The sequence below is a fragment of the Mycobacterium sp. NGS66 genome, assembly GCF_059812225.1.
This window is the reverse complement of the sequence record NZ_JCALCG010000025.1, coordinates 1-23,561: the sequence shown is the minus strand read 5'-3', so window position 1 is coordinate 23,561 and position 23,561 is coordinate 1. Positions and strand designations below refer to the sequence as shown.

26 protein-coding genes, 1 tRNA gene and 1 pseudogene are annotated in these 23,561 nt (G+C 64.5%); 15 read left to right on the top strand and 13 right to left on the bottom strand.

Annotation, left to right across the window (positions count from 1 at the left end):
• The 5 genes from AC5Y2L_RS28195 to AC5Y2L_RS28175 form a co-directional block, all read left to right on the top strand.
• Nucleotides 1–196, top strand: a 196-nt coding sequence (locus AC5Y2L_RS28195) for a GatB/YqeY domain-containing protein (protein ID WP_499945703.1), incomplete at its 5' end; no start/stop codon positions are given.
• Nucleotides 197–235: 39 nt separating this feature from the next.
• Nucleotides 236–1,222: an LLM class F420-dependent oxidoreductase gene (locus AC5Y2L_RS28190; protein ID WP_499939200.1), complete on the top strand. Its 987-nt coding sequence runs from the start codon at nt 236–238 to the stop codon at nt 1,220–1,222.
• A gap of 190 nt (nt 1,223–1,412) precedes the next feature.
• A complete protein-coding gene (locus tag AC5Y2L_RS28185; RefSeq protein WP_499939199.1) occupies nt 1,413–1,976 on the top strand; it encodes a type 1 glutamine amidotransferase domain-containing protein in 564 nt (187 codons plus the stop codon).
• Nucleotides 1,977–2,085: 109 nt separating this feature from the next.
• Nucleotides 2,086–2,778, top strand: a complete 693-nt coding sequence (locus tag AC5Y2L_RS28180) for a HemK2/MTQ2 family protein methyltransferase (RefSeq protein ID WP_499939197.1) — start codon at nt 2,086–2,088, stop codon at nt 2,776–2,778.
• Nucleotides 2,775–2,969, top strand: coding sequence for a CDGSH iron-sulfur domain-containing protein (locus tag AC5Y2L_RS28175; protein ID WP_499939195.1), 195 nt, complete (start codon nt 2,775–2,777; stop codon nt 2,967–2,969). The genes AC5Y2L_RS28180 and AC5Y2L_RS28175 overlap by 4 nt, the downstream gene beginning before the upstream one ends.
• 333 nt (nt 2,970–3,302) lie before the next feature.
• Here AC5Y2L_RS28175 and AC5Y2L_RS28170 read toward each other — a convergent pair whose 3' ends face one another.
• The 7 genes from AC5Y2L_RS28170 to AC5Y2L_RS28140 all read right to left on the bottom strand — a co-directional run bounded on the left by AC5Y2L_RS28170 (nt 3,303) and on the right by AC5Y2L_RS28140 (nt 10,087).
• Nucleotides 3,303–3,737, bottom strand: a complete 435-nt coding sequence (locus AC5Y2L_RS28170) for a hypothetical protein (RefSeq protein WP_499945698.1) — start codon at nt 3,735–3,737, stop codon at nt 3,303–3,305.
• Between the two features lie 643 nt (nt 3,738–4,380).
• Nucleotides 4,381–5,337 (bottom strand): iron-containing redox enzyme family protein, encoded by a 957-nt coding sequence (locus AC5Y2L_RS28165; protein WP_499939191.1) that lies wholly within the window; start codon nt 5,335–5,337, stop codon nt 4,381–4,383.
• A gap of 152 nt (nt 5,338–5,489) precedes the next feature.
• The gene (locus AC5Y2L_RS28160) at nt 5,490–7,727 is read right to left on the bottom strand and encodes a SpoIIE family protein phosphatase (RefSeq protein ID WP_499939189.1); all 2,238 of its coding nucleotides are present in this window, start codon (nt 7,725–7,727) and stop codon (nt 5,490–5,492) included.
• A gap of 7 nt (nt 7,728–7,734) precedes the next feature.
• Complete coding sequence (locus AC5Y2L_RS28155) at nt 7,735–8,361, bottom strand: SpoIIE family protein phosphatase (protein ID WP_499939187.1); 627 nt, start codon at nt 8,359–8,361, stop codon at nt 7,735–7,737.
• Nucleotides 8,354–8,749 carry an ATP-binding protein gene (locus AC5Y2L_RS28150; protein ID WP_499939320.1) on the bottom strand — a complete coding sequence of 132 codons (396 nt, stop codon included), beginning with the start codon at nt 8,747–8,749 and terminating at the stop codon, nt 8,354–8,356. Before AC5Y2L_RS28150 ends, AC5Y2L_RS28155 begins: the two co-directional genes overlap by 8 nt.
• Nucleotides 8,750–8,762: 13 nt before the next feature.
• Nucleotides 8,763–9,152 carry an STAS domain-containing protein gene (locus AC5Y2L_RS28145; RefSeq protein ID WP_499939185.1) on the bottom strand — a complete coding sequence of 130 codons (390 nt, stop codon included), beginning with the start codon at nt 9,150–9,152 and terminating at the stop codon, nt 8,763–8,765.
• Between the two features lie 32 nt (nt 9,153–9,184).
• Nucleotides 9,185–10,087: an STAS domain-containing protein gene (locus tag AC5Y2L_RS28140; protein ID WP_499939183.1), complete on the bottom strand. Its 903-nt coding sequence runs from the start codon at nt 10,085–10,087 to the stop codon at nt 9,185–9,187.
• Nucleotides 10,088–10,274: 187 nt separating this feature from the next.
• Between AC5Y2L_RS28140 and AC5Y2L_RS28135 the strand changes: the two genes are divergently transcribed.
• The 7 genes from AC5Y2L_RS28135 to AC5Y2L_RS28105 all read left to right on the top strand — a co-directional run bounded on the left by AC5Y2L_RS28135 (nt 10,275) and on the right by AC5Y2L_RS28105 (nt 14,760).
• A complete protein-coding gene (locus AC5Y2L_RS28135) occupies nt 10,275–10,643 on the top strand; it encodes an STAS domain-containing protein (RefSeq protein WP_499939182.1) in 369 nt (122 codons plus the stop codon).
• A 27-nt stretch (nt 10,644–10,670) separates the two neighbouring features.
• Nucleotides 10,671–11,171 carry a DUF6328 family protein gene (locus tag AC5Y2L_RS28130; RefSeq protein WP_499939180.1) on the top strand — a complete coding sequence of 167 codons (501 nt, stop codon included), beginning with the start codon at nt 10,671–10,673 and terminating at the stop codon, nt 11,169–11,171.
• A 58-nt stretch (nt 11,172–11,229) separates the two neighbouring features.
• Nucleotides 11,230–11,505 carry a hypothetical protein gene (locus AC5Y2L_RS28125; protein ID WP_499939179.1) on the top strand — a complete coding sequence of 92 codons (276 nt, stop codon included), beginning with the start codon at nt 11,230–11,232 and terminating at the stop codon, nt 11,503–11,505.
• 186 nt (nt 11,506–11,691) lie between these two features.
• Complete coding sequence (locus AC5Y2L_RS28120; RefSeq protein WP_499939177.1) at nt 11,692–11,994, top strand: DUF4193 domain-containing protein; 303 nt, start codon at nt 11,692–11,694, stop codon at nt 11,992–11,994.
• Between the two features lie 14 nt (nt 11,995–12,008).
• The gene (locus tag AC5Y2L_RS28115) at nt 12,009–12,407 is read left to right on the top strand and encodes a thiol-disulfide oxidoreductase DCC family protein (RefSeq protein WP_499939175.1); all 399 of its coding nucleotides are present in this window, start codon (nt 12,009–12,011) and stop codon (nt 12,405–12,407) included.
• 85 nt (nt 12,408–12,492) lie between these two features.
• Nucleotides 12,493–13,320: a hypothetical protein gene (locus tag AC5Y2L_RS28110; protein WP_499939174.1), complete on the top strand. Its 828-nt coding sequence runs from the start codon at nt 12,493–12,495 to the stop codon at nt 13,318–13,320.
• Between the two features lie 12 nt (nt 13,321–13,332).
• Nucleotides 13,333–14,760 (top strand): cytochrome P450, encoded by a 1,428-nt coding sequence (locus tag AC5Y2L_RS28105; protein WP_499939318.1) that lies wholly within the window; start codon nt 13,333–13,335, stop codon nt 14,758–14,760.
• 74 nt (nt 14,761–14,834) lie between these two features.
• On the opposite strand, the gene AC5Y2L_RS28100 is transcribed toward AC5Y2L_RS28105, so the two are convergent.
• Nucleotides 14,835–16,418, bottom strand: coding sequence for a glycoside hydrolase family 183 protein (locus tag AC5Y2L_RS28100; protein WP_499939173.1), 1,584 nt, complete (start codon nt 16,416–16,418; stop codon nt 14,835–14,837).
• Nucleotides 16,419–16,727: 309 nt separating this feature from the next.
• Here AC5Y2L_RS28100 and AC5Y2L_RS28095 point away from each other — a divergent pair, with 309 nt between their 5' ends.
• A complete protein-coding gene (locus AC5Y2L_RS28095) occupies nt 16,728–16,883 on the top strand; it encodes a hypothetical protein (RefSeq protein ID WP_499939171.1) in 156 nt (51 codons plus the stop codon).
• 146 nt (nt 16,884–17,029) lie between these two features.
• Here AC5Y2L_RS28095 and AC5Y2L_RS28090 read toward each other — a convergent pair whose 3' ends face one another.
• A complete protein-coding gene (locus AC5Y2L_RS28090; RefSeq protein ID WP_499939169.1) occupies nt 17,030–17,305 on the bottom strand; it encodes a DUF3303 domain-containing protein in 276 nt (91 codons plus the stop codon).
• Between the two features lie 614 nt (nt 17,306–17,919).
• Here AC5Y2L_RS28090 and AC5Y2L_RS28085 point away from each other — a divergent pair.
• Nucleotides 17,920–18,216: a hypothetical protein gene (locus AC5Y2L_RS28085; protein WP_499939167.1), complete on the top strand. Its 297-nt coding sequence runs from the start codon at nt 17,920–17,922 to the stop codon at nt 18,214–18,216.
• 107 nt (nt 18,217–18,323) lie between these two features.
• Here AC5Y2L_RS28085 and AC5Y2L_RS28080 read toward each other — a convergent pair.
• From AC5Y2L_RS28080 to ponA2, 4 genes and pseudogenes are all read right to left on the bottom strand, one after another.
• Nucleotides 18,324–18,397, bottom strand: a tRNA-Pro gene (locus AC5Y2L_RS28080).
• Between the two features lie 52 nt (nt 18,398–18,449).
• Nucleotides 18,450–19,319, bottom strand: a pseudogene (locus tag AC5Y2L_RS28075) (PLP-dependent cysteine synthase family protein); the annotation flags it as partial.
• Between the two features lie 64 nt (nt 19,320–19,383).
• Nucleotides 19,384–20,340, bottom strand: coding sequence for a metallophosphoesterase (locus AC5Y2L_RS28070; protein ID WP_499939165.1), 957 nt, complete (start codon nt 20,338–20,340; stop codon nt 19,384–19,386).
• A 76-nt stretch (nt 20,341–20,416) separates the two neighbouring features.
• Nucleotides 20,417–22,849, bottom strand: coding sequence for a transglycosylase/D,D-transpeptidase PonA2 (gene ponA2, locus AC5Y2L_RS28065; protein ID WP_499939164.1), 2,433 nt, complete (start codon nt 22,847–22,849; stop codon nt 20,417–20,419).
• Nucleotides 22,850–23,197: 348 nt separating this feature from the next.
• On the opposite strand from ponA2, the gene AC5Y2L_RS28060 reads away from it, so the two are divergent.
• Nucleotides 23,198–23,545, top strand: coding sequence for a WhiB family transcriptional regulator (locus AC5Y2L_RS28060; RefSeq protein WP_499939162.1), 348 nt, complete (start codon nt 23,198–23,200; stop codon nt 23,543–23,545).
• Nucleotides 23,546–23,561 lie beyond the last annotated feature (16 nt).

The following is a 23,561-nucleotide window of genomic DNA, read 5'->3' as shown; positions in this document are numbered from 1 at the left end:
CGAATACCTGCCCACTCCGCTCACCGAGGCCGAGTTGGCCGATGTAGCCGACACCGCTATCGCCGAGGTGGCCGAGGCCATCGGCGAGCGGCCCGGCATGAAGCAGATGGGCCTGGTGATGAAGGCGGCCACTGCGATCGCGGCCGGGAAGGCAGACGGCGCCCGACTGTCCGCGGCGGTCAAAGAACGTCTCTGAGCTCGTTTGCACCACCGGGGCAGGGGTAACCCTGTCGCTATGACGAAGTTCGGCTATACCTTGATGACCGAGCAGAGCGGGCCCAAAGATCTTGTGCGCTATGCGGTTTCAGCCGAGGAGCGCGGCTTCGACTTCGAAGTCTGCAGCGACCACTTCTCGCCGTGGCTGGTATCCCAGGGACATGCCCCCAACGCGTGGGCGGTGCTGGGTGCGGTCGCGCAGGTCACCGAGAAAGTGCATCTCTACACCTATGTGACCTGTCCGACGATGCGATACCACCCGGCGATCGTCGCGCAGCAGGCCGCGACCGTACAGATCCTTGCCGACGGTCGTTTTACCCTGGGGCTGGGCAGCGGCGAGAACCTCAACGAGCACGTGGTCGGCAAGGGTTGGCCGACCATCGAGCGCCGGCAGGACATGTTGCGCGAAGCCATCAAGATCATCCGCGAGTTGTTCGGCGGGCGGCTGGTGAACTGGCGCGGCGAGTACTTCCAGGTGGACTCGGCGCGGCTGTGGGATCTGCCCGAGGTGCCGGTTTGCATCGGCGTCGCCATGGCCGGGCCCAAGGGCGTGGACAAATTCGCCAAGCTGGCCGACCACCTGATCGCCGTACAACCCGACGAGGAACTCGTCGATGCCTGGCACGCCGCCCGGCAGGCCGCCAATGTGGCCGGCGGCGAACGGGTGATCGGGCAGGTGCCGGTGTGCTGGGATCCCGACCGCGACGCGGCCATCGAGCGCGCGCACGATCAGTTTCGCTGGTTCGGCGGTGGCTGGGCGGTCAACGCCGACCTGCCGACGCCGGCCGGTTTCGACGGGGCCACCCAATTCGTGCGTCCCGAAGACGTCGCCGAGAGCATTCCCTGCGGTCCCGATCTGGATGCGATCGTCGACGCCGTCCGACCGTATTGGACGGCGGGGTTCACCGACGTCGCCCTGGTCCAGATCGGTGGTGAGTCGCAGGACCTGTTTCTCAAGGAAGCCGCTGAACCGTTGCTCGAGGCGCTGCGCGCCGCGGCGCAATGACGACGCAGGCGCGGCGACGATGCTGCCGGCGTTTGACCGGTGCCCGCCCGGGTATCCGGTTCGCATTGCGGCTGACGGGCCCTCTCCGGCACCAATCAGGCGACCTGCAAAGCGGCTGAGGGACAACACTTTCCCGTCAACGTTAGGAAAGTCGTTCTAAGACAGTGGCTTTCAGTGAAGGAGGACGCCAATGTCACACGGATTAGATGGTAAGAAGATCGCTATTCTGGCCGCCGACGGAGTGGAGAAAGTAGAACTCGAGCAGCCGCGCGCAGCGTTGAAGCAAGCGGGCGCGCAAGTCGAGGTGCTTTCGCTGAGGCGCGGTGAAATACAGGCGCGCAATCACGACCTCGAGCCCGCAGGTGCGTTTGCTGTCGATCGCGCCGTATCAGACGCCAAGCCAGATGAATTCGACGGGTTGGTGCTACCCGGCGGCACGGTGAATCCGGACAAGCTACGCCAAGACGATTCCGCGGTCGCGTTCGTGCGCGAGTTCGTGGACTCCGGAAAGCCGGTGGCCGCGATCTGCCATGGTCCGGCGACGCTGGTGGAAGCCGGTGTCGCCCAGGGACGGACGCTGACGTCGTACCCGAGCATCCGCACCGATCTGCGCAACGCCGGCGCCAACGTGGTCGATGAGGAAGTCGTTGTCGACGGCAATCTGATCACGAGTCGTTCACCGGCCGACCTTCCGGCATTTTGCTCGACGATTGTCAAGCAATTCGCGCACGTTTCTACCGGTTCGCCGCGATAGCGGTGAAAATCGTCCGCGTGGTTTGAAGCAGCGGTTTGCGGGCATTAATGAATCGTGCCGTGATAGCGGCCGACGGGACTGAGCCCGGAAATTCACCGAAAGGCCTACGTTGACGACCACCTATCACGTGGCAGATGCCGCCCTGCCCGCCGTCACGGTCTACCAGCCACAGTACGATTCGCGGCTTTTGGTGGACACCATGAAGTGGACCGGAATTGTCGCGGGGCGACGGGTGCTCGACTTGTGTACCGGAAGCGGTTTCGTCGCGATAGCCGCCGCGGAACTGGGCTGCGCCAGCGTCACCGCTTTCGACATCTGCCCGCATGCCGTTCGGTGCTCACGTGACAATGCCGTGCACGCAGGGGTGGACGTCGACGTCCGCGAGGGGTCGTGGACCAGGGCTTTCGACTGCGCGCCGTTCGACGTCGTGGTGTCCAACCCGCCGTATGTGCCGACGCCTCCCATCGACGACACCGACTTGATCTCGCCCACCGCCGGACCGTCGTGGGCGTTCAACGCCGGCCCCGACGGGCGGCTGGTGCTCGATCCACTATGCGAATCGGCGACAGATTTGTTGTGTCAGGGCGGATCCCTGCTCTTGGTGCAGTCGGCCTTCGCCGGTGTGCAACGGTCACTGGACAGCCTGCGGTCGACCGGGCTCAACGCCAGAGTTATTGCGTCCCAACGGGTTCCGTTCGGGCCGGTGTTGTCTGCCCGGGCGCGCTGGCTGGAGTGCGCCGGCCTGCTACGGCCCGGCTGCCGCCAGGAGGAGCTGGTCGTGATCCGGGCCGAGAAGCCGTGACTACCACTCGGGTTCAAGTGGTACCCAAAGGCCCGGTGCTGATTTCCGGTCCGGTGCGCATCGAGCTGCCCGACGGCGGCGTCGTCGAATCCGATCGGTTCATGGTGGCGGTCTGCACCTGCGGGCGCAGCAGGGAATATCCCCTGTGCGACACCAGCCATCGGCGTTGCCGGATGACTGAAAAGCGTTGAACCGGCGGTGCATCCAGCGGTTAAACGAAAGTTCCACCCGAGCTCATGTAACCCGCAGCGCGAGCTATCGGCAGGAACCGCTTGGCCGAGATCAGAGCGTGAGGCTTTCCAATAGGTTCGGCCACCGGCTCGGCCACATCGTGGTTGTGGGCGTTCCGACCGGCTGCGACGGCGCACCCGCCCGGTCGGCCTCGAATTTTGTTTACGAACTTCTTGTCGGTTTCGGTCGGCCTGGCAGCAATGAGCTGAGCTATGGCGCGCCGCTTGCCAGGATATCCATAAACGTGCCTTGTAAAGCCGGCAAAAGTGCGCTGGCATAAACCCAACTTTGCGTCACCGCCAGCTGTCTCTCCAGGGCGCGGCTTGCCCCTTGTACATTTGCACGGCTTCGAATTCCTCAGCGTTGAAATAGCGCTGGAACGATCCGAGTGCCATGGCGACCAACAAGCCGAAGACAAGAGCAGGAATCATGATAAAAATGGGAGGGAAAAACCAGATAAGCCTAGACTTGATAGGACCATAGGTCCATCGGTCGATCCGATTGTTCACCGCGTCCAACAGGTCGATACGCCGCTGATCCCGGGTGGTTCGCCACTCACGCTTCTTGGCAGCGTACGCACGAAACACTAAGTATCCGTACCATAGACCGCACATCAGGGCAATGAACATCGTCGCCTCGAGCGCACACTCTATACCGAAGGAATCAGTCTCATAAACACCAGAGAAAAGTCCCGACAACATCACCGCATTGATCGGCACTAAGATCATGAAGAAGCATGACCACAATACCCTTCGGCACCAGTACTCAACTCCTCGGGCGTACCAGCTTCGACCCAATCCCCTAACTGAGGGCGGTGCGAACTCTGGACCGTTCACGATACTTCCCTTCAGTCAAACATGCCATGCCAAAGCGACTTGGCGGCCCCCGCAACTTCCCTCCTCATAGCTTCTAAATCTTCGCCCACCCGGGCTGCCGTATTGGCGACACCATTAGCGAGCCCGGCCACCACGCCGGAATTGTGGACATCTTCACGCCAATGTTCGTGGAATCCTTGATATACGCTGTCGCCGACCCCGACGGTGGCGAAAATCCCTGCGACTACTCCACCACCGCCGGGAATAGCAGCGAAATCCTGGCCCTTACCTCTCGGCGGGTCAGGTGAGAACTATTCCCGTTCACCGAGCGCTCGACCACCATCTGGACATACCAACAGCACTATCGGACACCTTTCCGTCAGCTGCGGTCCATCGTCAGGTCTGCCCATTTGCCAGCATCCTTGCTTTGGCTCACGACCAGCGCCTTTCGTGCGACGGGCACCTTAGCGACCGCGTTACCGTCCGCGCAGCATAACAAGCCAGACTGTAGTCGGGTCGGTCGCCGCGATGCGGAGCGCAGCGCTGAAATTAAAGGTCAGACGGGCCGCCGCAGCGACGACTGGCCCAACTTCCAGCACACCATTAGGTTGTCCGCCAAGCGATTTTCCACCACGGCGTGCGCGCGGATCCCGAACACGATGTCGCGGTCCAGCTTCGGTTCTCGTTCGACCAGGTCGGCGACGACGTCGCGGCGCACCACCTGCTCGTGCACCGCGTCGGCTTCGACGTGCTCCTGGTAGAACGCGACGCAGGCCGGTGGCGCTTCCATTCGGCGCAGCGCCTGGACCATTCGTCGGGAGCCCGGCGGCGAGGTGATCTCGGTGGCGGCGAAGTGCCCGATCGCAGCACCGCGCAGCCACCGGTGCAGCCCGAACATCGACATCAGGTTCACCACCGCCAGCGACTCGGCGGGGACCGCATCCAGGTAGCCCAGGTAGGTAGGGTCCAGGTCGGCGGCGGCCATGAGATCGGCAAACAGTTGCTGATGCAGCCGCGGGCCCTGACCCGCGCCATACTCGTCGTATTCGACCGCCACGAAGGCCGCCTTGGCCCGGCCGGTCAGCCGCGGAATCACCCAGGCGTGCGGATCGCCTTCCTTGAGGTGATACAGCGACCTGTGCACGAAGTATTCGCGCATCTGCTGCCAGGTGCCGGCATCGCGCAGGTAATACGACGGGCCGGTGCCGTCGACCGGCTCGACGGACAGCGCATCCATTTCGGCCGCCGCGCTGTCGCCGGGTTCGATCGCGCCGACGTCACGACGCACACCGGCAAGGAACGCGCGTTCCAACTCGGCGCGCAACGCCAGCAGCGCCGGGTTCCACTCCCAGGTCGGGTCGATGCCCGAAAAGCCTCGATAGTGCAGCTCGTAGCACATGTAGAGGGCCAGCTGCAGGTCAAGCCCGTAGGGGTCGGAATCGCGCACCGACGCGCCGATCCGGGTGAATTGGTCGCGAGACGACGGCGCCGTCAGGGCGCGACGGACCGTCATCGATAAGGGTCCATTTGCGGCCGGCAGGGCCGGTTCGACGGTGGTCGATGCGCCAGTCACCTCGGTCAGATACCCGCTCTCGGTCCTGGCAAACGGAGCGGACGTGACAGCGCGGTGGGAAGGCTTTCGAAATCTCATGGGCTGCTGGGCTTTCAGCGATCGCGCACACCGGAGCGGGCGGGCAGCCGAAATCTCATGCTGACGGTTGTTCCGGCCGGTGTGTTGTCCACGTCAACTGAGTCGGCCATCGCCCGGATCAGCACCAGGCCGCGGCCGCTGTTACCTGGGTCTGCGGCCGGTGTTTGCCAGGAACCGGTGTCGGTGACGCGCACCTGGACTTCGTCGTCCACGCAGTCGACCTCGAGTAGCATTCTCCCCGCGCCTTGGCCGACGTAGGCATGCTCGATGGCGTTGGTGCAGGCTTCGTTGACGACGAGCACGATGTCGGACGACAGCTCGTCGGGCACCTCGGCGCCGCGCAGCCAACCCGTCAGCCGGTGCCGGACCATGGCCAACTGGTCGGCGGTGGCGTCGGTTTCGATGCGAAGTGGCGCCGACTGGTGCCGGTAGATCACCATCGCGACGTCGTCGTCATAGCCGGCCGGCGGAGCCAGTTCCCGTAGCACCGCGTCCGCGACGGCATCCAGCGGCAACGTCATGGTTTCTGCCAAAACGTCTGCCGCGCACCGGATTCCGTCGTCAATCGACTCATGCTTGCGCTCGACCAAGCCATCGGTGAACAGCATCAGCGTCGACCCGGACGGCAGTATCTGCAAGGCTTGCGGACGCGGTCCTTTGCGGCGGACCGCGAGCGGCACCGACCGGCCTCCGCTCAAGATGCTCGCCTCCGATCTGGAATCCGGCCCGGACGTGGCCAGGATCGCCGGCATGTGGCCGGCGTTGCTGTACTCCAAGATCCCGGATTCGGTGTCCAGAATCGCCAAAAACACGGTCGTGCAATAGGCATCCGGAATGAGCGAGGCGGCCGAGTCGAGTTGCTCGAGCAATACCGCCGGCTGGTCACCGGTGAGCAACAGCGCCCGCGCAGAGCTACGCAGTTGACCCATGATGGCCGCTGCCGGCAATCCGCGACCCACACAGTCGCCGACCACGATGCCGATGCGGTGATCACCGACCGGTAGTACGTCGTACCAATCGCCGCCGATCTCCAGTGGCGGGACGGCGGGCTCGTAGCGCACGGTGAAGCCCGGCGGAGGCTGCAGGGACGGCAGCATCGCGCGCTGCAGCGTCAGCGACGTCTCGCGAGCGATCTCGAACTGTCGGACGTGCTGGACCGCCAGGCTGAGGTGGCCGACTAGTACGGTCACCAACAGCCGGTCCTCGGCACTTACCCAGCGAGGTACCCGAAGCTCCAGCCACAGCGCGACGTCCGCGGCGCCGGACAGCACCGCCACCATGCCGCGCGCCTTACCCGGGGCGTCCGGCGACTCCACCGTTGTGGTGGTCAGCGGCAGCTGCTGGCGGGCATCCTGAAATGCCTGACGCAGCAACGGATCCAGTGCGTGCCAACTCGACACCGACGGTTCCCCCGCGGCCTGTATGGAAGGTTCGCCGTCGCCGGGCGGCCAGATGGCCGCGACGACGCGCTGCACGTCGATCGCCGTGCGACATTCCTCGAGGGTGATCGACAGCACCTCGGCCAGGCTCTTGGCCACCGTCGCGGCCGTTGCCAGGCGCAGCACGGCGCTTTCTCGCGCCGCGAAGGCCCGTTGGGCGGTGATGTCGCGAATCGTTCCGACGAATACGCCTGGCTCCGTGCCGGATTCGCGTACCGCATTGATGCTCACCGCCACCCAGGCCAGCCGGCCGTCCTGGCGGCGAATGGGGGTCTCGTATTCCGCGCCGCCCTCGCGCAAGACTCGGTCGGTCTGTTGCGCGGCCGTCTTCTTGTCCACCAGCCACGGGTGTGGCCACGCGTAGGGCATGCCATCCGGCGGATAGCCGGTGATTTCCGTGAAGGCAGCATTCATCTCGACGACGGCGCCCTGCGGATCGGAGACGAAAAACCCTTCCTGCAACGAATTCACCAGGGCGGAGCGGAACTTGTCCCGGTCGGCCAGGCCCTCGGCGCGCGCGCGTTGCTCCTCGTAACGGCGGGTGCCGTCCAGATAGCCACGAGTCACCACGTCGAGCGCCGCCAGCGTCTGCAACAGGAATTCCACCGCCGCGGGAGGGTCGAAATCGGGATTCTGGGCGAGCTGTTCGATCTGGGCGAAGTGGTTCTCGATGATCTCGAGCATGCTGATTTGCTCTTGCAAGGCTCGACGGCCCAGCTCATGACCGACGGCCAGGCTGTCCTCGTCACGGCTGTCCAGGTAACTTTTCAGCGCGGTCACGTAGCGGGTGTGAAAGTCGTTGCCGTAGTTCATGTCTTGCTCATATCGAGCTACCCCGATGGCGCGCGGCCAGCACCATGGCGTCGTCCGATTCCTTCGCGTGTTTTTGTAATATCTGACAAGCGATCTCGGAGGCCGAGGCCGCGAAGTCGATCTGGTCCAAGTGATCTTCGGCGATGCCGTCGCTGGCGATGAGGAGCAGGTCGCCGGTGCGGATCGGAACCACTTGTGCCGGCCCGATATCCGGTATCCGATAGCCGACGATGCCATTCGTGAGGCGAGCCGAGGAACGGATCTGGATACCGCTGGCAGCCTTGGCGACCAGGTTGGCGCTGACGTTTCCGACACCGGTCCAGGACAGATTGCCGGCCGCAAAGTCGATGCGCGCCAAGGTCATCGCCGCTCCTCTGGTGCCGGACAGGGCGCGGTGGCAGAGCTGGATCAGGACTTCGAGCGGTTCTGCGCGAGCACCCTTGAGCGCCTCCACCCCCGCGGTGGCCGCGGTCGCGGCCGACGGGCCGTGACCCAATCCGTCCAGCAGGCCGAACAACGCGGCCGCATCGCCCACGCCGACCGCGAGCGATTGATCGCCGCAGGCGTATTCGCCAGGACGGGGACGCCCCGCCGTCGCCCACTCGATCGGTCCCAATCGGCCTTGGTCACGCACGCGCCGGAACCCACTTCCACATCTCGACGACGGTGCCCTGGCCGAGCGCGGATTCCACGATCAAGCGGTCCATCAACCTGCGGGCGCCCGGCAAGCCCAGTCCGAGCCCGCGGCCGGTGGAGTAGCCCTCTTCCATGGCACGGTCGATGTCGGCGATTCCGGGGCCGTCGTCCTCAGCACGCACCACCAGCGCCTTGCGGCCCTCCCGGTCGGCCACCGCAACCTGAACCGCGCCGCGACCGGCGTAACTGGTGATGTTGCGGGCGACTTCGGAGATGGCGGTGGCAATCATGGTGACGTCGGTCAGCGAGAATCCGAGGTTCAGGGCGAGCTCATGGCCGGCTTTGCGGGCGTCGACGATGTCGTCGGGGTTGTTGATGTCGACGATCACAGCTTCCGGGTCATCCGCCACCGTCGCGCCCGATCGTCGATTTCCCAGGTCCCAATTGCCGGTTCAACAGGGCAAGGCCCTCTTCGAGGTCCAGCGCGGTGTTCATGTCGTCGAACGCCAGACCAAGCTGGACCATCGCGAAGGCCACTTCCGGCTGCAGACCGACGATCACCGTATCGGCGCCGCGCAGCCGGGTCATGTGCGCGATCGTGCGCAGCGATCTGGCCGCAAACGAATCCATCACATCGATGGCGGTGACGTCGACGATGATCCCCTGGGCGCGGAACCGGCTGACTCGCTCCATCAGGTCGTAACGCAACCGCTCGGTCTCCGAGTCGGTCAGCGCGGCCTGCACGGTTGCGATCAGAATCGAGCCCTGCTTCAGGATTGGTACTGGCATGAGGGTCCGTGGCCTTGTGCTTACTGGCGTGCTCAGCCGCTTACGTCGCCGGTGCGCGTGACTTCGTAGCCGAGCAGCCGCTCGGCTTCCTCGATCCCGCCCTGCAGGTCACCGACGGCGTTCATCTTCGACAGGTCCAGCCCGATCGTCACCAGCGTCAGGGCGATTTCTGAGGACAGGCCGGTGATGATCACGCTCGCGCCCATCAACCCGGAGGCGTCGACGGTCTGCACCAGGTGGTTGGCCACCGTGGAGTCGATGGTCGGCACACCGGTGATGTCGATGACCACGACTTTGGCGCGGTTGGCCCGAATGGCGCGCAGCAGCTGCTCGGTGACCTGCCGGGCACGCTGACTGTCCAGCACACCGATGATCGGCAGGATCAGTAGCTGCTCGCGCACCTGCAGCACCGGCGTCGACAGCTCGCGGATGGCCTCCTGCTGCTGGCGGATGATGCGTTCGCGTTCCTGGACGAAGCTGACGCCCACGGTATTCGCGATGCGGTTGGCCGCCGGCTCGTAGGCGTCCAAAACCCGGTTCAGCATGTCGAACTCGGCCTGGTACTTCTCGAACAGCGACCGCGCCAGCACGTCGCGCAGCAGCAGCACGATGCCAAGCACCTCGTCGGTCTCCACCCCTCGCGGGATGATGCGCTCGGAAAGGTCGCGCGCGTATGCCTGCAGCGCCTCGACGCTACCCGTCTCGAGCACCTCGACGTAGTTGTCGTAGACGGCGGTCGCCTCGGAGAACAGCTCCTCGGGCGTCATCGCGGTGAGCAATTTGGCCTCGGTGATTCGGCGCGCCCATTCTTCGCGCAGAATCGTTCGATTTCGGCGCAGGTGTTGCACCAGCTGAGGCAGCAGCCCCTCACTGGAGACGCTGACCGTTTGCGCGCCGGTGCCGGGGTTGTTGTTCTCCATCAGCGAATCTGACATCTGGCCCTCCTAAGGCCTCCCAAGTGCGCTACCAGTGCGCCTCGCGCTCGATGACGCAAGTTCTATGTGGACATTAGCCTGAATACACGCACGGCAGGTGTTGAGGTCTTTTCTTCTCGCGGTTGGCGAGGCGGGTTAGGCTTGCAACACGCTCACGGCCGTCAAGACTCGGACAAAGGATCGCCATTTGTCAGCTCCTGATTCGATCACCACCTTGGTTTCCGACCACGATGGGGTGTCCGTGGTCAGTGTCAGCGGTGAGATCGATTTGGTCACCGCTCCCGCTTTGGAACAAGCGATTGGCGCGGTGATTTCCGAGAGTCCGACCGCACTGATCATCGATCTGTCAGCGGTGGAATTTCTGGGCTCGGTGGGGCTGAAAATTCTGGCGGCGACCTACGAGAAACTCGGCAAGTCCGCCGAGTTCGGGGTGGTGGCGCGCGGGCCGGTGACCAGACGGCCGATTCATCTGACCGGCCTGGACAAGGCCTTCCCCCTGTATCCGACGCTGGAGGAAGCCCTGACCGGCGCGCGAGACGGCAAGCTCCACCGCTAACGGCCACGGCGTTTCCGGGCTGCGGCCATGGATGTTGATCATCCGGAAGAAGACCAGCGCTGGGATACCAGCCAGCGGGGTGAGACCGAACTGCAACGGCTGGACCGCAATTGGAACAGCCTGCTGCAGGAGCTGCGCGTGGTGCAGACCGGAGTGCAGCTACTGACCGGCTTCTTGTTGACGCTGCCGTTCCAGCAGCGGTTCGACGTCCTCAACCACCACATGCGAGTGGTGTACCTGGCGACGGTGAGTTGCTCGGTCGGCGCAACGGTGTTGTTGATCGCGCCGGTCGCCATGCATCGGCTGCTGTTCCGGCGCCACCGCCTGCAGGTGCTGGTCTCAGCGGCGCACCGGTGCGCCTATGCCGGGCTGACGCTCCTCGGACTCGCGTTGACCGGCATGACGGTGATCATCTTCGCGGCGGTGTCCGGGCGCAACGTGGGCATTGTCGCCGGAGCGGTGGCGCTGGCCCTGTTCACGCTGTTTTGGATGGTGGTGCCGCTCCTCTTGCGCACTCGCGGCCCATAGCCGGCGAACCCTCGCGCTCGAGTGTCGCTCTGTTGGCTGATCCGGTAGGTTACCGAGCATGCTGGGGGGCAAATCGCGCGTGGCGGGGCGGATATCGACCGTTGGGTGGGCGCTGGGTCTGGTAACGGGCGTGATCGCGTTCGCAAACGGATACCTCCTGGTGGCCGCCGCGGGCTTACTTCTGGCCGTACTGGCGCCCTTGTTGGGGCTGGCCGCGGTACTGCACAGCAAACCGCGCGTCTTCGACAGTGAATTACCTTGCCAAGCCCAAGGTTCGGTGCACCCGCTGCCGCTATCTGGCGGCGGTTACCGGATACGGTTGCCGGCCCGCTGAGGCTCCCAGGACGGCGTTCCACGCGCAGGTCTTTTGCGTGAATTTCAGCTTTACCCGACGCCGGAAAAGCCTATTGAATTCATTGGAATTAATAGGTGTGACCAGCGTTTGAACGGGGTATCGCCTGTGCCACGGGTCGACTACAGGCACGTCGGTCGGCCCTCCCTCAGCAAGGAAGGAACCGCCATGAAGACCGCGAGCGATTACGACGTACGCCGGGTGTCCGACGTCGACACTGCGGACCGGTCCACCCTACGGGAGTTGGCACCCGTTGTGCCTCGGTCGGCGGCGACCATCATCGACGACGATCCGAACGATGCGCCGTTTTTCGAGCTGCCCGGCGCGGATTTGTCCGGCGAAGAATTGACCGTGGCGGTGATTCCGGTGCGCGACGACGAGTTCACCTGCTCGTGCTGTTTCCTTGTGCAGCACCGCAGCCGGTTGCGCAGCACTGCGGGTGGCCGTCAGATTTGCGCCGACTGCGCGTGAAGCAAACTGGGCCGATGGACCGGCGTTTGCTTTTCGATGGGCTTTTGCTTTTCGACGGGCGGTGCGGGATGTGCACCCGGGTGTGCAACCGATTGGCCCGGCTGAATCGGACCGGCCGGATGCGCATCGAGCCATTTCAGAAGCCGGGAATGGCCGAACTGCTCGGGGTATCCGCCGAGCGGCTGACGGCATCGGCCTGGTGGGTCGACGCGTCGGGCGTGGTCTTCTCGGGGGCGAAGGCAATGAATGCGGCCCTTTCTGCGGCGCTCGGCACGACGCTGCCGCTGCGGATCTATCAAGTCCCGGGTATCGGCGCGGCGCAGGACGCGGTCTACCGCTGGGTGGCGGCACACCGGTATCGGTTCCGCGGTGTGACGCCGCTGTGCGAAGCGGAGCCCGAGCGCTGCGCGTAACCGTAATCGACTGCGGCGGCTGCACTTACGACGGATTCGCCGAGCGGTAGGGCATGAGCGCGCCGATTCCGCTAACCTTCCGCAGATGAGACTCGGCCGGCTCGGTATGCGTGCCGCGGTGGTGCTCAGTGCCATTGCGCTGGCCGTGGCGGGCGGTTGCCGTTCCAGCGGCGCGACCAGCCGGTCTGGATCAACCTCAGCGAGTGTCGCTGCGCCACAGCAGGTTTCGCTGCCATGCCCAAGCGTGTCCCTGGGCATCCAGCAGAAGCTGCAAGACCAGCATGTGCGGTGCGTGCTGCACATCGACGACCGGCTGAGCCTCGACGTGTCCAGCGATCCCGCTTGGTCGTTCACCCTGCGAAACGCAGGAGCGGTTGCCCAGGATTTTCGTGAGCCGACAGACGACATCGGGGAAAGCGGCGCGGTGCCGCTGCTGCAGGACATCGACAACCACGAACCCCCGGAGTTACTGGTGGTCACCGGGCGAGGCGGGACCGGAGGCGAGCCGATGGCCGTCTGGCGGTTGACAGCCCAGACGGGCCAGCCGCCCCGGTTCGTCCGCTCCGGCAACCTGTTCGGGTTTCGCCACTTCTACCAAACCCCCGAGGGATTCTTCGGCAACTACGCCCACTCCAGCGCGGCGTCGGGAACCGTCCAGCTGTACCGCTGGGTCGACGACAAGTTGGTCGAGGTGGCCCTGCTCGACATGCAGGTCGCGGAAATGGGGCCGGTTCCCGATCCGCAGCGGGAGTGGGTGCGCAACGGCAATGTCTTGTGCAGCCTCGACATCGACGATCATCCAGCGGACACCCGCGCGGCCCGGACTTCCGCGTTGCAAGCTGCCGGAATCGACCCCGCTACCGCGGCGCAGCGGTTCTGCACGCAGCCCTGGGTTGCTTCGATCTACAGGTAGGTCGCCGAGCCGCTGTTGTGTTGCCGTTTGCCGGCACGTGGCTCCTTGACCTCGTCGCATGCGCCGTGTTGTGTCGTTGACGTGGCACCATCCGCGCTGCGCTTCACCAACCCGCCGGGTGCCTTGCCGCGCCCGCCGGGGTTGCCCGCGCCCCGCAGGTTCCGTGCGGTCTTCGCGGCGGCGTACGCGGTTGCCTATCTGGTAGGTGGGGAGCGCCGGATGCTGCGGTTGATTCGCCGATACGGCCCGATCATGACGATGCCCGTGCTCAGCCTGGGTGATGTCGCGATCGTATCCGACCCGGCGCTGGCCAAGGAGGTCTTCACCGCCCCGACGGACGTCCTGCTCGGGGGTGAAGGGGTGGGCCCGGCGGCGGCGATCTACGGGTCGGGATCGATGTTCGTGCAGGAGGAACCCGAACATCTCCGGCGGCGCAAACTCTTGACACCGCCGTTGCACGGGGCCGCGCTGACCGGTTATGTGCCCGTCATCGAGGAGTCCGCCCGGTCGGCGATGCGGTCTTGGCCGGTCGACCGTCCTTTCGAGATGTTAGCTGCCGCAAGGTCATTGATGTTAGACGTAATCGTCAAGGTCATCTTCGGCGTCGAGGATCCCGCCGAGGTGCGACGACTGGGCCGGCCTTTCGAGCGTCTGTTGAATCTCGGTGTGTCAGAGCAATTGACGGTCCGCTACGCCCTGCGTCACTTCGGCACTCTGCGAGTGTGGCCGCAGCGCGCAAGGGCCAACGGAGAGATCGACGGCGTCGTCATGCCGCTCATCGCCCGGCGGCGCGATGATCCCAGACTGCCGGAGCAACAAGACATCTTGGCATTGCTCATGCGCGCGCGTGACGAAGACGGTGAACCGCTGTCCGACAGCGAGATTCGTGACGATTTGATCACGTTGATGCTGGCGGGCCACGAGACGACGGCAACCACCTTGGCCTGGGTCATGGATCTGCTGCTGCATCATCCCGACGCACTGCAACGTGTAAAGGCCGAAGCGGTCGGCGGTGGAGAGGAATTCACCACCGCGGTGATTCACGAGGCGCTGCGGGTACGTCCGCCGGCGCCGTTCACGGCACGGGTGGCCGCTAAGCCGTTTCCGATCGGCGGCTACCGCGTCGATGCCGGAACCCGAATCGTGGTGCACATCATTGCAATCAACCGCAATCCGGATGTTTACCAGCATCCCAACGAGTTTCGGCCCGAGCGTTTTCTCGGTATCAGACCGCAGACCTACGCCTGGCTCCCGTTCGGTGGCGGGGTGAAACGCTGTCTGGGCGCGAGCTTCTCGATGCGGGAACTGACAACCGTACTGCATGTGCTGCTGCGCGACGGCGAGTTCACCGCCGTCGACCCGAGTCCGGAGCAGATCGTACGACGTTCCATCATGCTGGCGCCGCGCCACGGCACCAGAGTGCGCTACCGCCCTGCATGACGAGCAGACGCAAAATCACCCATTTCGGCACGAAAATGGGTGATTTTACGTCTGCTCGCCCGGGCTAGCTCCCGTTACGGAAGCACCGTGTGCATAAGCATTACATCGTAGGCGGACCACAGCGAGAGGTTGAAGTAGAGGTCCCTACCGGAGGACCAGGGATGGATCATAGGAGCGTAGATGCCGCCGGGCATCTGGAATGACGACACGAGCAATTGCTCTGGGCTCCAAGGCCCTTGCGGAGCCGGCGCCGTTCGCGCTACGACGTCGTTCGCCCCGTTGGTGTAGAGCACCAGGTATTGCTTGAGATAACTGTTGTACTGCGCTGACATCTCGGCAACCGGGCCCGGGATGACCGGCGTTGCCGCTGCCGGGTCGGCCGCAACCCAGCGGCCCTCTCCGTCGCCGTTCCAGTACTGGTACTTGCTGAGATCCGGCACGAACTGCGGTGGCACGCGCGCGAGATGCGCCGCGCCGCCGCGCCCGGCCGGAGTGCCGAACGAGTAGAGGTAACCGTCGTTACCCTTCATGAACGCGCCCATCTGGAAATTCTCATTGCCCGGAACGAATTTGGCGCCTGGTACGCCTTCCGGGTCGGCGGGGCGGATGGTGCCCGGGTAGACCCCCCAGGTCTGGCCGTTGTCCCGGGACATCGCGATGGCAGAGAAGTTTGTCCGCCAGTCGCCGTCGCGAACCCATTCCCGGATGGACATGAAATTGACGAGTTGGGTTCTGCCGATGGAGATCCCAGCAGTCGGAATGATGCCCGTCTCGTGCGGTGCCCGTTTCATGGTGTTGATGATCTGTCTGGACAGCCCCGAAGGATATGACGGCGAACCGGCGTACCGGTCGGTGGCCGAACCTGGCGCCACGTGGATCCCGTGCGACAGATCGTGGTCTGAACTGCGGAACAGCGTGTTGTATCGCCATTGCTGGCCGTGGACGCGGCAATAGCCGAACGTGTCACCAAAGGCCATCAGTACCTGACGGTTGGTGGGATCACCGTTGTCCCAGACGATTCCGAGGTCTGTTCCGGAGATGCCAAAGCGTTCGAGGGTCTTGTTGGGGCCGTTGACGCCGGTTACCCAGTCGACCAGCGAGGTCGGAGCGCCCGCGATCGAGGCCGGGGGCGCCGCCTCCGGCGCGGGCTGGGCGGCCGGTTCGGGCGCGGGCTGGGGGGCAGGTTGCGGTGCAGGCTGCGGCGCTGCGTTCGGACGCAACTGGGTGGCATTGGGCGGCGGTTGGGCGCCTGGCTGGGGTGGATTGGGCCCGGGCTGTGTTCCCTCCGCTCGCGGTATCACTTGTGATTGGTTTTGCTTAGGGGCGGCATAACGAGTGGTGCCGGGCTTGAGCAGCGACGAGATCAGCGGACCCAACTTGGGAAGCGGCGCATGGTCGTTGGTGTTGCTCGGCCGTCGACCGGTCGGCGGGCGGACAACCGGTGCCGGCGCAGGAACCGGCGCGGCTGTGGCAGGAGGGTCGATGTTCGCCTCCGGCGCCTCGCACGGCGTCGCGAATGCAGGTGGTGCCGCGCCGATCCCCACGATGAGTCCGATGGCGACGGCCGACGCCACCGATACCGACACGAGTCGCGGAAACGCCGACAATGTCACACCTTTCGAGGTCGAGACGCCGGTTTGACGCCCGCAGTTACACATGTGACGATAGAGATCTACGAGGCTGTTGTGACCACTGATTCGGCAAAAGGTACCCATCTGAGATCGTGTCGCGACCCTTTTGTTGGCCTGAGTCAAGCCGCACGTGATCAGTTGTCACGTCGCCGCGGTGGTAGGCGGAATTGACGCCGACGCCGACCGCTCGATGTGGCTGAATACAGGCTGTTGCTAAGCGGGCGCACTCTGGACGGCGCCCTGAAACCGATAGCTGGGCAATCCGATTGGAGCTAGGAGAAGCGGGTATACCAGCCGAACCAGCTAATTGGACTTCTTTCAGCAGAAGGGCACGACATGATTATTCTCGGCATCATTCTTTTGGTGATCGGCGCTTTCACCGGCCTGCAGATCCTGTATGTTATCGGCGGCATTCTGGTGGTTGTCGGTGTCATATTGTGGATCCTCGGAGCCGTCGGCCGTCCGGTGGCGGGGCGAAGAGTCTGGTTCTGAGCTCGCCGCTGACTCGGTATTCGCCGTGCGCCCGGTGGTGAGCGGGCCACCGGGCGCACGGCCAACGCAATATCCCCCTCGTAGCCAAGCGTTTTCGCCATGTCAGCGTTCCCGCGTGGCTTCGGCAAATGCAGGGGAGCTGGTTCTCAGCCGTAAAGCGACTGCAGCACCGCGCCCGCGTCGTCGTCTTCAACGAGGGGAGTGGCCTCAATATCCATGAACTCGTTCCACTGCGCGAACCACTCGAATAAGGCCTTCGCGCTGTCGGTCTCGGCGATCGCGAAGCCTTTGCCATTGCCGCCATGCCAGCGGCCAATCATCTCCACGCCAGCAGGGGGTGTGCCCCCGCCCTTGAGGAATCGGGACACCGCTGCGCGATAGTTTTCGCCGTGCGGCAATGTCCAAGACACCAGGAACTTCATGATCGACCCTTCCCTTTCGAGTCCCCCCTGGTGAAACAGTGTTTCTCGATGGAAAGTGGCTGCCTAGAGTAGGGCCCTACCTATCCCTACTGCGCTGCTGCGGTCATCTCGGCCCCGGCCGGGTCATCCCCCTCCGTACGTGGGCCCCTGCACGCCATCGCGGTAGGTAACGCATTTCGCGGAGGCCCCGGTCCCGGTGCAACATGTCTCGATGAGGGTGGGGGTGGCACCGAAATGCGGTTGTACCTCTTCCGACGAATATTGGCCGCCGGAGTTCTTGCAATTAGTCTCGATATCCGTCTGCGCTTGGGCGAGAGGCGCGGCCAAGATCATCACCGCAGCCGCAATTGTGTAACTGGCCATGGGTATGGCGCTGAATACACGACGTTTCATGTTCCTCCATAGTTCCGCGTAGGTCCGGAGGCCATTCCTCCAAACCGTGCCTTACCGTCGGATCGGGGTCTTACGCACCCAGATTCTGCTCCGCTTAATTCCCTAACGTAGTCGGTTTTAACCAGCTACTTGAACGACTGCCCGGTTGACGATGGCCGCCGGACGGCGAAAGATCACGTCGGTCCGTCGCGTCCGGCCGCGGACAGGCCACAGGAGGAGCCGTGATTGGTGTCAACGTCAGGTTCCAGTACGAGGATTCGTTTGACCGCGCGCGAGTGGTCGGCATTGCTGACAATGCTCGGGCGACGTTCGAAGGAATGCCAGGCCTTCGCTTCAAGTTCTTCACACTGAACGAAGCAGTCCGACAGGCGAACAACTTCTACGTCTGGGATTCGAAAGAGGCGGCGCTGCAGTTCTTCTCCGACGAGCTTCGTCGGCGGGTGACTGACCTTTACGGCATCGCGCCGACGATCGAGTACGTGGAGATCGCGCAGATCGTCGACAACTCTGGCTCGTAGAACTGCGCATCGCCGTCTCCGGCGTCGTCGCACCGCGCTGAGTAAGCGCCTGCCCCGTCCCGCTAGGCCGCGACCGCATGCCTGCAGTCAGGACTAACTTCTATGAGTCGGGGTGGCGGGATTTGAACCCACGGCCTCTTCGTCCCGAACGAAGCGCGCTACCAAGCTGCGCCACACCCCGCTTGAAGCCACGACAGCCTATCGCACCGGCCGGTCCGCTGGCCAAACGCGCATCAGCCCCAGCGGCCAGAGCGCTCGAATTCTTCGAGAATGTCGGCCGGCCCGGTGGGGTCGAGTCCCTGCGCTGTCAACCATTCGTCGCTGAAATAGGTGTCCGTATAGCGGTCGCCGCTGTCGGCAAGCAAAGTGGCCACCGAACCGTTGCGTCCTTCTGCGACCATCTCGGCGAGCAGGCCGAACGCGCCCCACACATTGGTGCCCGTCGACGGCCCCACCCGGCGGCCCAAAACGGCGCTGACATGCCGGGCGGCCGCGATTGACGCCGCGTCCGGCACCGCGACCATGCGGTCGACGACGCCGGGCAGAAATGACGGCTCAACTCGCGGTCGGCCGATGCCCTCGATTCTCGACGACGTCGGCATCACGATGTCGTAACGATCTTCGGCGTACGCAGGGAAGAAGGCGGAGTTCTCCGGGTCGACGACGCACAGCCGGGTGGCATGGCGCCGGTAGCGGATGTAGCGGCCGATCGTCGCGCTGGTCCCGCCGGTGCCCGCGCCCACGACGATCCAGTCGGGTATGGGATGCGCCTCGTCACGCATTTGGACGTAGATCGACTCGGCGATGTTGTTGTTGCCCCGCCAATCGGTGGCGCGCTCGGCATTGGTGAACTGGTCCAGGTAATGCCCGCGGGTGTCTTTGGCAATACGGACCGCCTCGGCGTAGACCTCACTGGACTTCTGCACGAAATGACAACGGCCACCATGGGATTCGATCAGTGCCACCTTTGCGGCGCTGGTAGCCGCTGGCATCACCGCGATGAAGGGCAGACCTAGCAGTGCCGCGAAGTAGGCCTCGGACACCGCCGTGGAACCCGACGACGCTTCGACCACGGTGGTATCCGCGCCGATCCAGCCGTTGCAAGCCCGATCGCATTGTCGGTCCATTCCCGCGGCAGGCTACGGACCGCGATCTGGGTCCGATCCGTCAACGCACCGATGCTGTTGGCTGTGAGCGGCTCAGGTTGCTGTCGGAATCCCGGTCGCCCATCGGGGCAGCGATCAACGTCAGCAACGTTGCTTCTGGCCGGCAGCAGAATCGCACCGGCGCAAACGGAGAGGTCCCCACTCCCGCCGAGACGTGCAGCATCATGTTTTCACCCCAGTGGGACGGCCCCTTGGCACGCGACCGGTCCAGGCCGCAGTTGGTTACCAGGGCGCCGTAGATGGGCAGGCACAGCTGACCGCCATGGGTGTGGCCGGCCATCACCAGTTGGTAGCCGTCGGCGGCGAAGCGATCCAGCACCCGCGGCTCTGGTGAGTGCGTCAGCCCCAGCCGCAGGTTTGCCGCTGGGCTCGCCGGACCGGCAATGGTGTCGTACCGGTCCCGGTCGATATGCGGGTCGTCAACTCCGGCGGCGGCGATGTGCAGTCCCGCCACCTCGAACTCGCGACGGGTGTGGGTCAGGTCGAGCCAGCCGCGCTCGGTGAATGCCGCGCGCAAGTCTTGCCATGGCAGCGGCTCGCCGCGGACCCGGTGACCGGGGTTGGTCAGGTAGTTCAGCGGGTTTTTGAGCCGGGGGCCGAAGTAGTCGTTGCTGCCGAACACGAACACGCCCGGGCGCGACAGCAGATTGCCCAGCGTCTGGACCACGGCGGGCACGGCCTTGGGGTGGGCCAGGTTGTCACCGGTGTTGACCACCAGGTCGGGCTCCCACGCGGCCAGCTCACGCAACCAGGCCTGTTTACGGCGCTGATTGGGCAGCATGTGCAGGTCGCTGATATGCAGCACCCGCAGCGGGGTCGAGCCCGGCGACAGCACGGGCATGGTCAACTCACGCAGCACAAATGCGTTGCGCTCGACAATCGAGGCGTATCCAACTCCGGCGACGGCGGAACCGAGCGCGACGGCACCGGTGCGTAGCAGCGCGGGCAAAACAGGCATGTAGGCAGCCTACTGCCGGTCGCCGACTAGACACGCATGTGTTACGACACAGGGCCCTCGAAAAGGGGCCTTCGGGTTATGGCGGCGGCTGTCCCGGTGGAGGCGGCGGCGGGGGTGCCAACAGCGGGATGGTGATCGGTGGTAGTCCCGGAATTTCCACGACCTGCGAGCCGATCGGTACCGGCGCGCCCTCCGGCGGTGGCGGCGGTGGCGGCGGGATTCCGTTGCTCACTTGAATGGTGATGATCGAACCGGGAATCGTCTGGCCGCTGGGCGATGTTCCGACGACCTCGCCGTACTTTGCGGAGCTGTTCACCGAGGCGGTTTCTTGGGCCACCTGGAAACCGGCTTCCCTGAGGCGCTGGCGGGCTTGCTCGACGTCCAGACCGGCCACGCTGGGCACGCGTGAAGCTGGCGAGCCCTCGACGTAGCGGGGATCTGTCGGAGGCAGCTTCACCTCGCCGAACAGGGTGGCGATCGGTTTCATCGCGGTGAACCAGGTGCGGGCCGGCTCGTTGCCGCCGTACAGGTCACCTTCCCCGCAATGGCGCAGGGGGCCGGAACACAGGTCCGTCGGCGAGGGCGAGTCGTCGTAGATGTAGTTCGCCGCCGCATAGTGATTGGTGAAGCCGACGAAGCCGGATGAGCGGTGCGCTTCGGTGGTGCCGGTCTTGCCGGACATCGGCAGGTCCCAGCCGGCCGCAGCGGCTGAACCCGCCGCCGTGCCCGAGCCCGTCGCGTCCTTACTCATCGCATTGGCCAGCGTGTTGGCCAGACCCTCGGGAACGACCTGGTCGCAGGTCTCGGTGGTCACCGCGACTGGATTGCCGTTGCGGTCGATCAGCTTTCCGATCGGGTTCGGTGGGCACCACACGCCCCCGGACGCCAGGGTGGCCGCGACATTCGACAGTTCCAGCGCATTGACCTCGATGGGGCCGAGGGTGAACGACCCGATGTTCTGCCGTTTGACGAAGTCGGCCAGGCTCTCGTTGCTGTCGGGGTTGTAATCGCGAGCGGTGCCGGGATTCGCGTAGGACCGCAGGCCCAGCTTGATCGCCATGTCCACCGTTCGGGACACCCCAACCTGCTGGATCAGCTTGGCAAAAGCGGTGTTGGGCGAGGTGGCCAGCGCGTCCGTCACGTTCATCGACCCGCCATATTTCCCGGCGTTGATGACACACCAGGTGTCCTTCGGGCATCCCTTGGCCCCGCCGCTGCCCATGCCTTTGGCCTGGAACCTGCCGGGCACCTCGAGCGTGGCATTGATTCCCATGCCCATGTCCATCGCAGCCGCAGTGGTGAAGATCTTGAATACCGACCCCGCACCGTCGCCGACCAGGGAGAACGGCTGTGGACGCATCGTTTCGCCGGCGTCGATGTCCAGCCCGTACTTGCGGTTGCTGGCCATCGCCAGAACCTGGTGCGAGTCCTTGCCGGGCCTGATCACGCTCATCACGCTGGAGATGCCCGGCAATGTCGGGCTGGCGTATTTGTCGATCGCCGCCTTCACCGGGACCTGCACGTCGGGGTCGAGGGTGGTGATGATCTTGTAGCCGCCCCTGGCCAGCTGCTCCTTGCTGATGCCGGCACGAGACAGATACTCCTGCACGTAGTCACAGAAGAACGCGCGGTCGCCCGCAGCGATACAGCCCCGCGGCAATTCCTTGGGCTGCGGCAAAATGCCCAGCGGCTGGGCCTTGGCGGCGCGCAGAGCCTCGGCTTCCGCGGGCAAGTTCTCGATCATGGTGTCCAGGACGAGGTTCCGCCGCGCCAGGGCGCCTTCCGGGTTGACGTACGGGTTGAGCGTGCTGGTCGACTGCACCATGCCGGCCAGCAGTGCCGCTTGCTGCCAGTTCAGCTCGGAGGCGTTGATACCGAAGTAGGTCTGCGCGGCGTCCTGCACGCCGAACGAGTTGTTGCCGAAGGACACCAGGTTCAGATATTTGGTCAGGATCTCTGGCTTGGTGAAGGTCTTGTCCAGGGTGAGGGCCATCCGGATCTCGCGGAGCTTTCGCGCCGGTGTGGTCTCGACGGCTGCCCGCTTCTCCGCATCCGTCTGGGCGGTGACCAGCAGCTGGTAATTCTTGATGTACTGCTGCTCGATCGTCGATCCGCCGCGCGTGTCCACATCGCCGGATGCGTAGCCGGCCAGGCCCGTCAGGGTACCTTTCCAGTCCACCCCGTTGTGTTCGGCGAACCGCTTGTCTTCGATCGAGACGATTGCCAGCTTCATGGTGTTGGCGATCTTGTCGCTGGGCACCTCGAACCGGCGTTGTGAATACAGCCACGCGATGGTGTTGCCTTTCGCGTCGACCATGGTCGACACCGCTGGCACTGCCCCCTCCAGCAGCTGCGCCGAGCCGTTGGCGACCACCTCAGATGCCCGATTGGACATCAGCCCCATACCTCCGGCCACCGGGAACATCAGTGCGGTGGCGAGGACGCCGGCGAGCAAGCAGCACCCGGCGAGCTTCAACAGCGTCAGCGCGGCCGGGGGACGATCGGACATGGGTCTACAGTATCCATCTGCGGTGACAACGCCATGTTTGTGGCCTCGAATCCATCCGCGCACCGGCCGTGGGAACCGGCGAATTCGTCGAAAATCGTGCAAATCGCACTTTCGGAGTGCAGCTACGGGGTACGCGACCGTCGGCGGATGCCTCCCGAGTGGCCCAGACGGCACGCTCGTCCCAAAAAAACCGTTATAAGACTGTTGCGCAATTGGGCTCTGACCACCTAACTTATACACACGGTGAGATGTAGGTAACACCGCGGTGCACAGTGTGGCGTAGATCGCAGCCGAGTCGCACCCGGGGAGGACGGCCGTAAACAACGGCCGGGAGGAAGGGAACGGCTCGTGTCAGCAACACGCCCAGGAGCGCGCAGGACGAGTTTGTCGGCTGTGAATACCACGCTCCGCGCCGTTGACGCCGAAGAACGAATCGCGTGGGTCTCCAAGGCGTTGTGCCGGACAACGGATCCAGATGAACTGTTTGTTCGGGGCGCCGCCCAACGCAAGGCCGCGGTGATCTGCCGACACTGTCCCGTCATGCAGGAATGCGGGGCGGACGCGCTGGACAACAAGGTCGAGTTCGGGGTTTGGGGTGGCATGACCGAGCGTCAGCGCAGGGCCCTGCTCAAGCAACACCCCGAGGTCGTGTCCTGGGCAGACTTCTTCGACAAGCGGCGTAATCGCGTGGGCTAGTTTTCGGCCATCGGGC